The 12,685-nt window shown below is 71.7% G+C and carries 10 protein-coding genes; 2 read left to right on the forward strand and 8 right to left on the reverse strand.

From position 1 onward, the window contains the following. Positions 1 to 117: 117 nt before the first annotated feature. Together GA0115240_RS14925 and GA0115240_RS14930 are read left to right on the forward strand one after the other, a co-directional pair. The gene (locus GA0115240_RS14925; RefSeq protein ID WP_093737158.1) at positions 118 to 1,143 is read left to right on the forward strand and encodes an acetylxylan esterase; all 1,026 of its coding nucleotides are present in this window, start codon (positions 118 to 120) and stop codon (positions 1,141 to 1,143) included. A gap of 49 nt (positions 1,144 to 1,192) precedes the next feature. Then, the gene (locus GA0115240_RS14930; protein WP_256069810.1) at positions 1,193 to 2,095 is read left to right on the forward strand and encodes an RNA polymerase sigma factor SigF; all 903 of its coding nucleotides are present in this window, start codon (positions 1,193 to 1,195) and stop codon (positions 2,093 to 2,095) included. Between the two features lie 145 nt (positions 2,096 to 2,240). Here GA0115240_RS14930 and GA0115240_RS14935 read toward each other — a convergent pair whose 3' ends face one another. From GA0115240_RS14935 to GA0115240_RS37620, 8 genes are all read right to left on the reverse strand, one after another. Next, a complete protein-coding gene (locus tag GA0115240_RS14935; protein WP_107407149.1) occupies positions 2,241 to 4,046 on the reverse strand; it encodes a beta-xylosidase in 1,806 nt (601 codons plus the stop codon). Next, a complete protein-coding gene (locus GA0115240_RS14940; protein ID WP_256069811.1) occupies positions 4,043 to 6,049 on the reverse strand; it encodes a glycoside hydrolase family 31 protein in 2,007 nt (668 codons plus the stop codon). The genes GA0115240_RS14935 and GA0115240_RS14940 overlap by 4 nt, the downstream gene beginning before the upstream one ends. A 46-nt stretch (positions 6,050 to 6,095) precedes the next feature. Continuing rightward, positions 6,096 to 6,974: a carbohydrate ABC transporter permease gene (locus tag GA0115240_RS14945; RefSeq protein ID WP_093737160.1), complete on the reverse strand. Its 879-nt coding sequence runs from the start codon at positions 6,972 to 6,974 to the stop codon at positions 6,096 to 6,098. Continuing rightward, on the reverse strand, positions 6,971 to 7,948 hold the full coding sequence (locus GA0115240_RS14950; RefSeq protein ID WP_093737161.1) for a carbohydrate ABC transporter permease: 978 nt from the start codon (positions 7,946 to 7,948) through the stop codon (positions 6,971 to 6,973). Before GA0115240_RS14950 ends, GA0115240_RS14945 begins: the two co-directional genes overlap by 4 nt. An 8-nt stretch (positions 7,949 to 7,956) precedes the next feature. After that, positions 7,957 to 9,216, reverse strand: coding sequence for a sugar ABC transporter substrate-binding protein (locus GA0115240_RS14955; RefSeq protein ID WP_093737162.1), 1,260 nt, complete (start codon positions 9,214 to 9,216; stop codon positions 7,957 to 7,959). Positions 9,217 to 9,355: 139 nt separating this feature from the next. Then, entirely contained in the window at positions 9,356 to 10,390 is a 1,035-nt protein-coding gene (locus GA0115240_RS14960; protein WP_093737163.1) for a LacI family DNA-binding transcriptional regulator, read from the reverse strand. A gap of 289 nt (positions 10,391 to 10,679) precedes the next feature. Next, positions 10,680 to 12,158, reverse strand: coding sequence for an MFS transporter (locus GA0115240_RS14965; RefSeq protein ID WP_093737164.1), 1,479 nt, complete (start codon positions 12,156 to 12,158; stop codon positions 10,680 to 10,682). A 325-nt stretch (positions 12,159 to 12,483) separates the two neighbouring features. After that, positions 12,484 to 12,685: hypothetical protein (locus GA0115240_RS37620; protein ID WP_093737165.1), on the reverse strand; the 202-nt coding region annotated here is incomplete at its 5' end.

Genomic DNA, 12,685 nt, shown 5'->3' on the forward strand with positions numbered 1-12,685 from the left:
ACGCCGCGAACCGTCCGTTCGGCGGACGCAAGGGTGCCCCTCCGCACCGCCACCACCACCGCCCCGTACGGTAGGGGTGGATCAGCGATCGCCGCCGAGCCGTGGAGGGCACCCCCGATGGCCGTGTTCGACCTGCCCCTGGAGCAGCTCCGGGGCTACCGCAGCGACTCGGTGGAGCCCGCCGACTTCGACCGGTTCTGGGCCGACACCCTGGCCGAGGCCCGCGGCCACGACCTGGACCCGCGCTTCGAGCGGGTGCGCTCCGGGCTGACCACCCTGGAGACCTACGACGCGACCTTCTCCGGCTTCGGCGGCCACCGCATCAAGGGGTGGTTCGTGGTGCCGGCCGGCACCACGGAGCCGCTGCCGCTGGTGGTCGAGTTCCTGGGCTACGGCGGCGGGCGCGGCCTGCCGCACACCGCCACCCTGTGGGCGTCGGCCGGATACGCGCACTTCGTGATGGACACCCGGGGGCAGGGCAGCGGCTGGTCGACCGGCGACACCGTCGACCCGGTGGGCAGCGGCCCGGCCGCCCCCGGCTTCCTCACCCGCGGCATCGAGGACCCCGACGCCTTCTACTACCGGCGGGTCTTCACCGACGCGGTGCGCGCGGTGGAGGCGGCCCGCTCCCATCCGCTGGCGGACGCCGCGCGGACCGCGGTGACCGGGATCAGCCAGGGCGGCGGCATCACCCTGGCCGTCGGCGGCTTGGTGCCCGACTTGGTAGCAATTGCGCCCGATGTACCGTTTCTCTGCGATTTCCCACGGGCCGCCACGCTCACCGATCAGCTGCCCTACCGTGAGATCGGTCACTATCTGTCCGCCCACCGCCTGGCGGCGGCCCGGGTCTTCACCACGCTCGGCTACTTCGACGGCGTCCACTTCGCCGCCCGCGGCCGGGCTCCGGCGCTGTTCTCCACCGGCCTGGAGGACGACATCTGCCCTCCCTCCACGGTGTTCGCGGCGTACAACGCCTATGCCGGGCAGGACAAGCGGATCGAGGTCCACCCGTTCAACAGCCACGAGGGCGGCGGCCCGTTCCAGCAGGCCGCCCAACTCGACTGGCTGCCCGGCCGGCTGGGCCCCGTACCCGGCGGGCAGGCCGCGGAAGAAATTTCGGACGGAACAGGAATACGTTCGTGAGGCCGGGGCAGGCGGGCGACGAACAGTCGGATGATGGCGAGGCGATGACGTGACCGCAATGGTTCAGCAGTCAGAAGGCACGGACGGCACGGCGACGAGCGAGCGGTGGTCGACGGCGTCACAGGACGCGACCGGCGGGCTGCCCTGGATCGACGACGCCATGGGCGTGGCACCCCAGGACGCCCGGGTGTTGTCGAGGCTCTTCTTCGACCGTCTCCAGGAGCTCGAGGAAGGCACCCACGCCTACAGTTACGCGCGCAACACCCTGATCGAGATGAATCTCGCACTGGTGCACTTCGCGGCGGGCCGGTACCGCAACCGCCCCGCCACCGACCACGAGGAGATCATCCAGGTCGGCACGATCGGCCTGATCAAGGCGATCGACCGGTTCGACCTGTCCCGTGAGACGGAGTTCACCACCTTCGCCATCCCGTACATCGTCGGCGAGATGAAGCGGTTCTTCCGCGACACCTCGTGGGCGGTGCATGTGCCGCGGCGCCTGCAGGAGCTGCGGGTGGAGCTGAGCAAGGCCAAGGAGCAGCTGTCCCTGCTGCTCGACCGGGACCCGACGGTCGCCGAACTGGCGGCGCACCTGGAACTGGGCGAGGAGGAGGTCATCGAGGGCCTGGTGGCCGCCAACGGCTACACCGCCGGCTCCCTCGACACCCCCTACAGCGACGCCGACAGCGGCTCGGACGGCGAGGGGCGGACCCTGGCCGACACCTTCGGCGCCTGCGACCCGGCGCTGGAGCTGGTGGAGGACTTCAACAGCCTGGCCCCGCTGATCGAGCAGCTGCCCGAGCGGGACCGCAGACTGCTGCAGATGCGGTTCGGCGAGGAGCTGACCCAGGCGCAGATCGGTGAGGAGCTCGGCTACTCGCAGATGCATGTGTCCCGGCTGCTGAGCCGCACGCTGAACAAGCTGCGGGCGGGACTGCTCGCCCAGTCCTGAACCGGGGCGGCCCCGGCCGCCCCGCGCGGCACACCTGAATACCGCAGTTTCATCCCACTTCCCCCTGATCGAACCCGACTGTTCGATCCGACGGCCGTGACCCGGAACCCCTCCCGGGCCACGGCCGTCGTGCGTCCGCCCCCGGTCAGGAGCCGGTGACGTCCGCGCGGTCGATCGCGATGTTGGTGCCGCTGCTGGCGCTGTTCTTCCGTCCGCTGTTGGTGATGGTCAGGGTGTGGCTGCCGGCGGCCAGCTGTGCGCTGGTCCACACCGCGCCCGAGGCGTTGCGGGCCGACGCCCAGTCGTCCACGTCCACCGGGGTCCCGCCGTCCAGGGAAAGGGTCATGATCCCCTGGTCGACGTCGCGCACGGCGTACAGCACGACCTTGGTGCCGGTGAAGTGGAAGCTCGCCTGCGCCCCGGCGGTGAAGGACCAGTTGGCGGTCTGCTGGTACATGTCGGAGACGCCGTTGGTGACGCCCCAGTTGGCGCCGTACTGGAAGTGGTCGGGGTCGGCGGTGTTGGTGGCGGTGCCGTCCACCGTGACCGTGGTGTTGACCGGCCCGGTGGAGCCGTTGCCCGGGGTGAGCGTGACGGTGTAGGCGTCGGCGCCGCCGGTGACCGTGATCGGCACGTGCAGGGTGCTGCCGTCCGGGGTCAGGTCGCTGTCGAGCACGGTCACCGGTCCGCCGCTGAGCGGGTTCTGGTCGGGGATGCGCTGGACCTTGGCGTGCACCTTTCCGTTCACCGTCAGCCAGGAGGCGGCCGGCAGGTTCTGGAAGTTCACCGTGGTGGTGCCGCCCTGGCCGGAGTTGTTGCCGATCAGGGCCTTGACCTGGTGGGCGCCGCTGTCGAGCGCGGCGGTGACCGCGGTGCCGCCGTTGGTGGCGGTGCCGCCGAGCAGCTTGCCGCTGAGCTGGGCGTAGGCCTGGTAGACGTACCACTGCCCGGTGGGCTGCCCGTTCACCAGCAGGGAGTCGAGGGTGCCGGCGCCGCAGCAGTCGGACCAGATGGCGTGCGCGGCCCCGCTGACACCGGAGGCGGCGAGCCGGTCCAGGAACCAGGCGGTGTAGGCGGAGTTCTGCTGCTGCGAGAACAGGTACTCGTTGATGGTGAGGGGCAGCGGCGCGATGCCGTGGGCGGACAGCAGGGCCCGGGCGTCGGCCGCGTCGGTGGCCGGGTCGTTGCCGAAGTGCCAGTTGACGACGTTCGGCAGGGTGTTGTCGGTCTTGGTCCGGCCCAGGAAGCCGTCCAGCCAGCCGTGGTTGTAGCCGCTGTAGGAGGGGCCGACGATCTGCGCGGACGGCGCCAGGCGGCGGATCTCGCGGACGGCGGTGTCCCACATCTGGTAGTACTGCTCGCTGTTGACGCCGCGCTGCCAGAAGCCGGTGCCGTCCGGCTCGTTCCAGATGTCGTAGCTCACCGGTACGCCGGATGCCTGCACGTCGCCGACCAACTGGTCGATGAACGCCTTCCAGTTGGAGCAGTCCCCGTTGTCGCAGGGGTACACGGTGTTGGCGGGCTGGGTGGTGTCGGCGCCCCACACGTCGGAGACCAGCAGGTGGTAGGTGGCGTGGTAGGCGGAACCGGTGACCCGGCGGGCCTGGGACAGCGCGGAGTTGATCCGGACCCGGTAGCCGGATCCGGCCGTGTAGCCGTCGCCGAGCCAGCCGCCGCCGGCGATACGGGCGCCGCCGCCGCGGAAGAGTCCCGGCTTCAGCGGCTGCAGCAGGCTGTCGGCGGGCGCCGAGCCGTCCTGGCTGAGCCCGTAGAGGAAACCGGATCCGACGGCGGTGGGGGCGGCGCCCTGGCTGCCGAGGTCGACGGAGACGGTGGTGTCCGCCGCCGCGGCCGGCGACGGGCTGAGGGTGGCGGCCGCGAGCAGCACGGTCGCCGCAGCGGCCAGTGCGGCCAGCGTTCGGGCGCGCCACCGGTGGGTGGGGTGATTCATCGTTCCTCCCTGACGGAGATGAAGGGATCGGACTGGTCACGTACGAAGAGGGGGACGCGGTCCAGCGGGGCCGGCACGGTGACCCAGCCGCCGCCCGGGTGCACGGTGCCGTCGCCGTGCAGGGTCCAGTCGGCGCCGGCCGGCAGGTAGACCCGCCGCTCGCGGGCCCCGGGGCGCACCACGGGCGCCACCAGCAGGTCGTGCCCGCACAGGAACTGGTCGTCGATGTCCCAGCCGGCGGCGTCGTCGGGGAACTCCAGCAGCAGCGGCCGGATCAGCGGCAGGCCGCTGTCCCGGCCGGCGTCCAGCTGCCGGTGCAGATACGGGCGCAGGCGCTCGCGCAGGGCCAGCGCCCCGGTCATGGCCGCCTCGGCCCGCTCGCCGTAGGACCAGATCTCGTTGGGGCCGCCGCCGACCCCGACCGGGCCCTGGAAGACCCGCGGTTCGCGGTGGCCGTGCAGCCGAAGCAGCGGGCAGAAGACCGCGAACTGGAACCAGCGGACCATGAGTTCGCGGTAGTCCTCGTCGTCCGGGTCGCCGCCGTGGAAGCCGCCGATGTCGGTGGTCCACCAGGGGATGCCGCTCATGGCGACGTTGAGCCCGGCGCGGACGGAGTCGGTCAGCGCCTCGAAGGTCGCGGGGATGTCGCCGGACCACAGCGCGACACCGTAGCGCTGGGAGCCGGCCCAGGCCGATCTGACCAGTGACAGCACCTCGGTCTCGCCCTGCTCGGTGAGGTGTTCCCACACGCCGCGGGCGTGCTCGCGCGGATAGAGGTTGGCGACCTCGGAGCCGGGCCCGGCCGCGTAGCTGAGGTTGTGCGGGTGGCCGGGGCGCATCTCCGGTTCGCAGGCGTCCAGCCAGAAGGCCCGGATGCCGAGTTTGTAGTAGTGCTCCTGCAGCCTGTCCCACAGGGCCGCGCGGGCCACGGGGTCGGTGGCGTCGTAGAAGGCCACCCCGATGCCTTCGGGCGCCTCGTCGGTGTCCGGCCAGTCGGCGTGCTGGGTGACGCCGTTGTAGGTCGCCACCAGCTGCCCGGCGTCCCGCAGTTCGGCGTAGGCGGTGGACAGCGGGCTGACCGACGGCCATACCGACACCGCCAACTCGATGCCCAGGGAGCGGAGTTCCTCGACCATGCCGCGCGGGTCGGGCCAGTGGCGGCGGTCGAAGTCCCAGTCGCCGAGATTGCGCCAGTGCAGGTAGTCCACCACGATCACCGACAGCGGCAGACCGCGGCGGACGTACTCGCGGGCCACTGCCAGGAGTTCGTCCTGGTCGCGGTAGCGCAGCTTGCTCTGCCACAGCCCGGAGGCCCAGCGGGGAAAGGCCGGGGCGTGGCCGGTGGCGTCGGCGTAGTGGGCCAGGATCTCGGCGGGGGTGCGGCCGGCCGTCAGCCAGTAGTCGAGCTGCCGGGCCCGGTCGGCGACCCAGCGGGTGCCGTTGGCGGCGAACTCGACCCGGCCCACGGCCGGGCTGTTCCACAAGAAGCCGTAGCCGCGGCTGGAGACCGCGAACGGGATGGTCACCTCGCCGTTGCGCTGCTGGAGCTCTTGCACCGTGCCCTTCTGGTCGAAGCGGCCGTGGCCGTGCTGGCCCAGGCCGTGCACCCGCTCGCCGTCGTAGGCGGCGAACCGCTGCTCGATGCGGTAGGTGTCGCCGCCGGCCGCCTCGAAGTGGCGGGCGCCGGGCCACCAGAAGTGCGGCGGCTCCTCGCGCAGCAGTTCCTCGCCGGTGTCGGTGCGCTCCGCGCTGACCAGGCCGTCGTCGACGGCGACGGTGATCCGCAGCAGCCCGTTGCTGAGGGTGGCGTGCGTGTCGTGCACCTCGATGACGCAGCCGGCGGCCGGCGGCGGTGCCTCCAGCGCGCCCGGCAGGCCGTCGGTGACGCGGTGCACACCGGCCCGGACCCGGACGCTGTCGGTGCCCCAGGGCTCGATCTCCAGCACATGGTGGCCGTGGCGCCATCTCAGTCTGTTCGGGGTGCGGGTGAAGGCGGACGGCAAGGGTTCTCCTCGGGTCTGGTGGGTGGGCGGTCCGGGCGGGTGCGGATCAGTCCTTGACGGCGCCGCTGGTCACGCCGGCCGCGACATAGCGCTGGGCGACGACCAGCAGTACGGCGGCGGGCAGCGAGGCGATGATCCCGGTGGCCATCACGCTGTTCCAATCGCTCAGGTGCGCGCCGATGAAGCGGTAGATGCCGACGGTGACCGGGGCTCGGTCGTCCTGCGTGGTGAGGGTGACGGCGAACAGGAAGTCGGCCCAGGCGAACAGGAACGAGAACAGCCCGGCGGTGATCACCGCGTTGCGGGTGACCGGCAGGATCACCCACAGCAGGGTCCTGATCCGGCCCGCGCCGTCCAGCACGGCGGCCTCGCTCAGCTCGGCGGGCACCCCGCGCATCGCGGTCTGCAGGATCAGCGCGGCGAACGGCACGCACAGCGTGGAGTCGGCCAGGATCAGGGCCAGCGGGGAGTTCAGCAGGTGCAGCCGGTTGGCTGCGGTGTAGAAGGAGTTCGCCATCACCACGCCGGGGATCATCTGCGCGATGAGCAGCGCGAAGGTGAGCAGCCGGCCGCCGGGTGCCCGCAGTTGCGCCAGGCCGTAGGCGGCCGGGACGGCGATCAGCAGCACCAGGACGACGGTGCCGGCCGACACCCCGAGGCTGACCAGCAGATGGCCGCCCTGGCTGGACAGCGCGTTGCGGTAGCCCTGGAAGGTGCCGTGCAGCGGGAACCAGGTCGGCGAACTCTTGACCAGGTCGGTCGAGGGCAGCAGCGAGGCGTTGAGCATCCAGTACAGCGGGAAGAGCATCACCGCGAGGATCAGCACGCCGACGGCGGTGTTGACCGGGCCGCGTGCCCTGCGGGCGCGGGCCCCGGGTCGCCGCGTCGGGGGCTGCCCGGGCCGGCCGCCGGCCGCCGCGCTCATCGGCCGGCCTGCCGCTGCACGCGGGTGCTGCGCAGGTAGACCGCCGCGAACACCACGGCCACCGCGATGAGCAGGTTGCCCACCGCCGCGCCCCGGCCGAACAGCAATTGCTGGAAGGACAGGTTGTAGGCGTAGGTGGTCAGCGTCTGCGAGGAGCCGGCCGGTCCGCCCTGGGTGAGGATCATGATCACGTCGAAGACCTTGATGGTGTAGATCAGACCGAGGGTGAGCACCACCGCGGTGACCGGGCGCAGCAGCGGCAAGGTGATGTGCCGGAAGCGGCGCCAGGCGCCGGCGCCGTCCAGCGCCGCGGCCTCGTACAGCTCGCCGGGGATGCTCTGCAGGCCGCCGTAGAGGATCACCATGTTGAACGGGATGCCGACCCAGATGTTGACCAGGGTCACCGCGATGAGCGAGTCATGGGTGCTGGCCAGCCACGGGATCGGATGGCCCGTCAGGTGCAGCTGCATCAGGGTGTGGTTGAGCACGCCGGAGTCGGTGTCGAGGATCCACCGCCAGGCGGTTCCCGACACGACCAGGGGCAGCAGCCACGGCACGAGCAGCAGTGAGCGCAGCGGACCGCCCAGCGGGAAGCGGCGGTTGAAGAACACCGCCAGGGCCAGTCCGATGGCGAACTGGAAGGCCAGCGAACCCGCGGTGAACCACACGGTGTTGAGCACGGTGCGGCCGAAGTGGCTGTCGTGCAGCACCGCCCGGTAGTTCGCCCAGCCGACGTAGGGGGCGACGCCGGTGTAGAAGGAGGACACCGTGTAGTTCTGGAAGCCCATCCGGATGCTGCCGGCCAGCGGGTACAGGTAGAAACCGGCGACGTACAGCCAGGCGGGGGCCACGAAGGCGAGCGCCGCCCAGCGCGCCTTGGCGCGGCCGGAGGTGCGCGGCGGCGATCCGGCCGGCGGGACGCCGGGACTGCGTTCGGCCGGCCGCAGAGCGGCGCGGGCTGCGGTGGTGGACATGGCCGGTCCTAGTTCTTGGCCGAGGACTGGGCCCGGGACAGCGCCGAGGCGGGGCTGCCGCCGCCGGCCAGCACCGACTGGATCGCGTCCGCGAGCGCCTGGCTGACCTTGGGGTAGGCGGTGCCCAGTTCGGTGGTCCGGGCCTTGGCGGTCGCCACCTCCTGGACGAAGGCGGCCATCTGCGGATCGCTGGTGGCGAGTTGGGCGGCGGCCTGCTGGTCGCTGGGGATGTAGCCGGCGTCCTTGGCCCACTTGGCGCTCTCGTCGTGGCCGAGCAGGCACTTGACCACCGCGACGGCCTTCGCCTCACGGGCGGAGTTGCTGTGCCCGACCGTCCACACCTCGCCGCCCAGCGGCGTGACCGGCTTGGCCGAGGCATTCGGCACCGGGATCGGCACCACGCCGAAGTGCAGTTTCTTGGCCGCGTCCAGCGTCGGCAGCTGCCAGGGGCCGTTCACCATCATGGCCGCGTTGCCGGCCAGGAACTGGTCGTTGACATCGGCCTGCGTCCAGGTGACCACGGACTTGGACGCGGCGCCCGAGCCCACCAGGTCCTTCCACAAAGCGAGTGCCGACGCGGCCTGCGGGGAGTCCAGCTGCTTCAGATCGGCGCCCGCGGTCCAGAAGAAGGGCTCGAACTGGAAGGTGCCCTCTTCGTTGCCGACCGCGCTGAAGGCCAGGCCGTAGCGGGAGCCCGCGGTCAGCTTCTTCGCGTCGGATTTCAACTCGTCCCAGGTCTTGGGCGGTTGCAGACCGGCGTGGGTGAAGACATCGGTGTTGTAGTAGAGGGCCAGGCCGTTGACCCCGGGCGCTATGCCGTAGGTCTGCCCCTGGTACTGGCCGGCCGCGACGATCGACGGGTAGAGGCCGGCGGTGGTCAGTCCCGCGGCGGACAGCGACACCAGCCCGCCGGTGGCGGCGACCTGCTGCAGGTCGGGGTTGTCGATCAGCGCCAGGTCGGGCAGTGAGCGGGCGGACGCCTGCTGGAGCAGCTTGGGCATGAACTGGGTGCGCGGTACCTGCTGGTGCTTGATCGTCACTCCCACCTTGGTGCCGCACTCGTCGAGGATCGCGGGCAGTTGGGTGTTCTGCGGCGCCGCGTCGTAGTAGTCCATCTCGGTCAGGCTGTCGGTGCCGCCGCCGGCTCCCCCGCCGCCGGTTCCGCAGGCGGTCAGCAGCAGGGCGCCCACCGCGGCGAGCGCGGCCGCCGTGCCGGGTCTGGCGATCGGGCCCGGGATACGGGGGCCACGGGAGGTCAAGCGGCTCATGACGTGCCTTTCGAATTGATTCGACAGTGCGGTCGGGATGTCGCCGGGAGGGCCCGCCGAGGGGTGGCGGGAGGGAGGGTCGCGGGTCGTGACGGGTCCGGTGCGCTTCGGCCCGGCGGTGGCGTCGTGCGGGGGCGGACTAGTCGAAGGAGGCCGGGGCGGTGGCGCCGCGCCGCGGGCCGGTGCTCGCGCGGATCTTGAGGGTGGGGGCCAGCAGGGTGGCGGCCGGCAGCTCCTCCCCCTCGATGCGGCGGGCCAGACTGCGTACGGCCGCCCGCGCCAGTTCCTCGGCGGGCAGCGAGACCGAGGTCAGCGGCGGGTCGCACCGCTCGGCCTCGTCGTCGGGGCAGATGGCGATCACCGAGATGTCGTCGGGCACGCGCGCGCCGAGGCCGGCCAGCCGGTCCATCACCAGCGGCAGCGCCCGCTCGTTGTAGACGATCAGCGCGGTCAGGTCCGGCTGCCGGGCCAGCAGGTCGTCCAGCGCGCGGACCACCCCGCCGGGAGCGGCGTCGCAGGCGGCCCAGACGCTGGACTGGCCGCGGTCGGCCAGCGCCTGGGTCACCGTCTCACGGGCGTGGATGGCGTAGGCCACGTCCCGTCCGAAGGCTTCGGGCGCCTGCCCGAGATAGCCGACCGCGGTGTGGCCGGCCTCGTGCAGCTGGTCCGCGCAGGCCCGGGCGGCCAGCGCGAAGTCGAAGTCGACCCGCGGCAGTCCGTGCGGGTCGTCGGGGGTGCCGACCACGACCGCGGGGCAGGCCAGCCGGGTGAGCAGCGCGATACGCGGGTCCTGCCGCTGCACCTCCATCAGCATCACCCCGTCGACCAGGGCGCTGGCGACCGCGTCCTTGATCGCCGCCTCGCCGTCGTCGTCGGTGAGCATCAGTACCTTCAGGCCGCTCTCCTGCGCCGCGGTCAGCGCGGCCCAGACGTACGGCATCTGCACCTGGTTGTGCGGTCCGTAGACCATCGGCAGGGCCATGGCGATCACACCGGTGCGGCGGGTGCGGATGGACCGCGCGCCGGCGTGCGGTCTGAAGCCCAGCACGGCGATGCTGCGTTCGACCCGCTTGATGGTCTCCGGGGAGATGGTCCGGTTACCGCTGAGCACATAGCTGACCGTGCTGCGGGAGACGCCCGCGTGCCGCGCCACGTCCGCGATCGTCACCGTCATCGGTCTGCTCCCCTGATGTGCCGTGATGTGCCGTCGAACCGCCGAACCGTTCGTTCGCCCGGGCCGCCGAACGGGCGGGCCGGACTGTCGAATTGATTCGACTGGGTTCGAATGGCGGCGAACGTAGCACGGCCTCGGGACGGCTACAAGACATCGCGCAGAGATCCGGACCCGCCGGACTCGGGGGGACCGGCGGGGTGGCGGGTACGGCGGGGCGGCGGCTCAGGTCCTGGCCGGACCCGCCGCCCCCCGGCCGGGGGTGGCGGGTCCGGGAGGACGGCGGGGTCGGTCAGGCAGGCTGCTCCGCCGCCGACAGCGGCGCCGCGATGTCCTCCAGCGAACGCCCCTCGGCGTTCACCGCGAGCACCGCCGCGACCAGTCCGGCCGCGCACATCAGGGTCGCGCCGATGCAGAACGCCAGCACCGTGTCCCCCACCGCACCGGACTTGGTGAGGTCGGTGAAGACCAGCGGTCCGCTGATGCCGCCGGCCGCGGTACCGACGGCGTAGAAGAAGGCGATGGCCATCGCGCGGGTCTCCATCGGGAAGATCTCCGAGACGGTCAGGTACGCGCTGCTGGCGCCGGCCGAGGCGAAGAACAGCACCGCGCACCAGCAGGCGGTCAACGTGGTGGCGTTGAGCGAGCCCCGGTCGAAGAGCCAGGCGGTGCCGAACAGCAGGATGCCGGACAGCAGATAGGTGGAGGAGATCATGATCCGCCGGCCCACCGTGTCGAAGAGCTTGCCGAGCAGCAGCGGGCCGAGGAAGTTGCCGGCCGCGATCACCGCGAAGTAGTAGCCGGTGTGGCCGGTGGACACGTGGAAGAAGGTGGTCAGAATCGCGCCGAAGCCGAAGGTGATGGCGTTGTAGAGGAATGCCTGCCCGATGAACAGGGCCAGGCCCAGCACCGTGCGCTTGGGGTAGGTCTCGAAGACCGTCCGGGCGATGGCCGCGATACCCACGGGGCCGCGCTGATGGATGGTCATCTCGCCCTCGGCCCGGGGCAGTTCCCGGTGCTTCTCCTGCTCGATGCCCTTCTCGACCGAATCGACCAGTTCCTCCGCCCGGTCGCCGTACCCGTGGATCAACTGCCAGCGCGGGCTCTCCGGGACATGCCGCCGGACCAGCAGGATCACCAGGCCGAGGACCACGCCGAGGGCGAAGGTGAGCCGCCAGCCCACGTTCTGCGGGAAGATACCGGTGTTGAGCGCCACGATCGACAGCAGCGAGCCGCCGATCGCGCCGAGCCAGTAACTGCCGTTGATGATCAGATCGACCCGGCCCCGGTACTTCGACGGGATCAGCTCGTCGATCGCCGAGTTGATCGCCGCGTACTCACCGCCGATGCCGAAGCCGGTCAGGAAGCGGAACAGGAAGAACCACCAGGGCGCGAAGGACAGCGCGGTCATCGCGGTGGCCGTCAGATACATCGCGAGGGTGATCATGAACAGGTTCTTGCGGCCGAACCGGTCGGTCAGCCGGCCGAAGAAGACCGCGCCCAAGCAGGCACCGAGCACGTAGAGCGCGGCCGTGATACCGGTGATCTGCCCGGAGGTGACGGCCAGGCCGCTGCCCGGCTCCGACAGCCGCCCGGCGATGTTGCCGACGGTGGTGACCTCCAGGCCGTCCAGGATCCAGACGGTGCCCAGTCCGATCACGATCATCCAGTGCCAGCGCGACCATGGCAGCCGGTCGAGGCGCGCCGGGACATCGGTGGTGACGGTGCCGGCGCGGGCGGAGTCCGGCGTAGGCGTGGACTGCTGAACCATGGAAGATCACCTCCTTGCCGCTCGGTACCGCGTCGGGCCGCCGACCTGGCGCGGCGACCGCTTGTGCCGGGGACGGGCGGCCACGCCGGTGGCACGATCCGGCCGTTCCCCGCGCCGTACTTTTGTCCCCGACGGCGTGCGGTACGCCTCCCGGAAGCAGGCCGGCCCGCGGACCTCTTCGCGGCGATGTCCGGCGGGGCCCGCGGCAGCCCGGTGGCCCGACCCGGCCGGTCGCTGCCGCCGCTGCTGCTGCCGCTCCTGCCGCCAGCCCGGCTCACCGGTCCGGCTCACGGGTCCGGTGGATCCTTCAGCGGTCCTGCGCCGGTCACGTCGTGGTGGCGGACACGACGGGGCGACGCGGTCCCCCGGGATTCGCGCCGGCCGGCGCGAACGGCTTCTCGCGGCTCGCCGCGGCACGGTCCCCGCTGTCCTTCTCCCGCGGCGCGGCGGCCCGCGGCCCGCGGCCCGCGGCCAGCCCGGGCCCGGTGACGACACCGGCGGCCGGGATTCGGCCGTCAGGGCGCATC

The organism is Streptomyces sp. DvalAA-14, assembly GCF_900091855.1.
Taxonomy (GTDB): Bacteria; Actinomycetota; Actinomycetes; order Streptomycetales; family Streptomycetaceae; genus Actinacidiphila.